A 667-nucleotide genomic window follows, 5' to 3' on the forward strand; every position below is an offset into this window, starting at 1 on the left:
CGTCTGATCGCCAACTCGCCGCTGTGGTCCTCTGATGGTTCATCCGCCCGGGAGCCCTTCCCGATCATCAACTTCGGGCTCCGGCAGCGCGGCGACGCACCCGTTGCCGCAAGCACAGACCACCCAAGCTCGGACGTTCCAGGCACCGATCCCGATAGCACAACCAACGACGGCGCGGATGCCACGAGTGGGGCGGCCACCGGTACGAATGCCGCTGGCATGAGCGGTGCTGGCACGGACGGCGCTGACGCGAACGCCGCATGTTGGACCGCCGACAGCGCGGGATCTGACGCGGGTGCCGCCCGTGGGGCTTGTGCTGGTGCGGCTGCCGATGGCGCGAACGGCGCTGGCTCTGGTGCCGCGTGCGGGGCCGCCGACGGTGCGGCATCCGCCGGTGAGAATGTCGGTGGCACGAACGGCGCTGGCGCGAATGCCGCGCGTGGAGCTGCCGACGGTGCAGATACCACTGGCCCGGACGCTGCTGGCGCGGATGGTGCTGGCGCGGCCGGCCCGGGTGCGGGTGCGGGTGCTTCCGACGGTGTGGGCGGTCGTGGTCAGGGCCGTGGTCGTGTGCGGTCGTCGTGGGTGGTGGTGGGGTCGGTTCGTGAGGTGGCCCAAGAGCTGGCGCTGACCCCGCTTCCCGATGACGTGGACATGTGCCTGGCCG

1 protein-coding gene is annotated in these 667 nt (G+C 71.2%); it reads left to right on the plus strand.

Going from position 1 to position 667, the window contains the following annotated elements:
• The first annotated feature begins 304 nt into the window (after nt 1-304).
• Nucleotides 305-631: a hypothetical protein gene (locus FLV34_RS39565; protein WP_147945621.1), complete on the plus strand. Its 327-nt coding sequence runs from the start codon at nt 305-307 to the stop codon at nt 629-631.
• The last annotated feature ends 36 nt before the right edge of the window (nt 632-667 follow it).

This window comes from Microbispora sp. CSR-4 (assembly GCF_008033685.1).
Taxonomy (GTDB): Bacteria; Actinomycetota; Actinomycetes; order Streptosporangiales; family Streptosporangiaceae; genus Microbispora.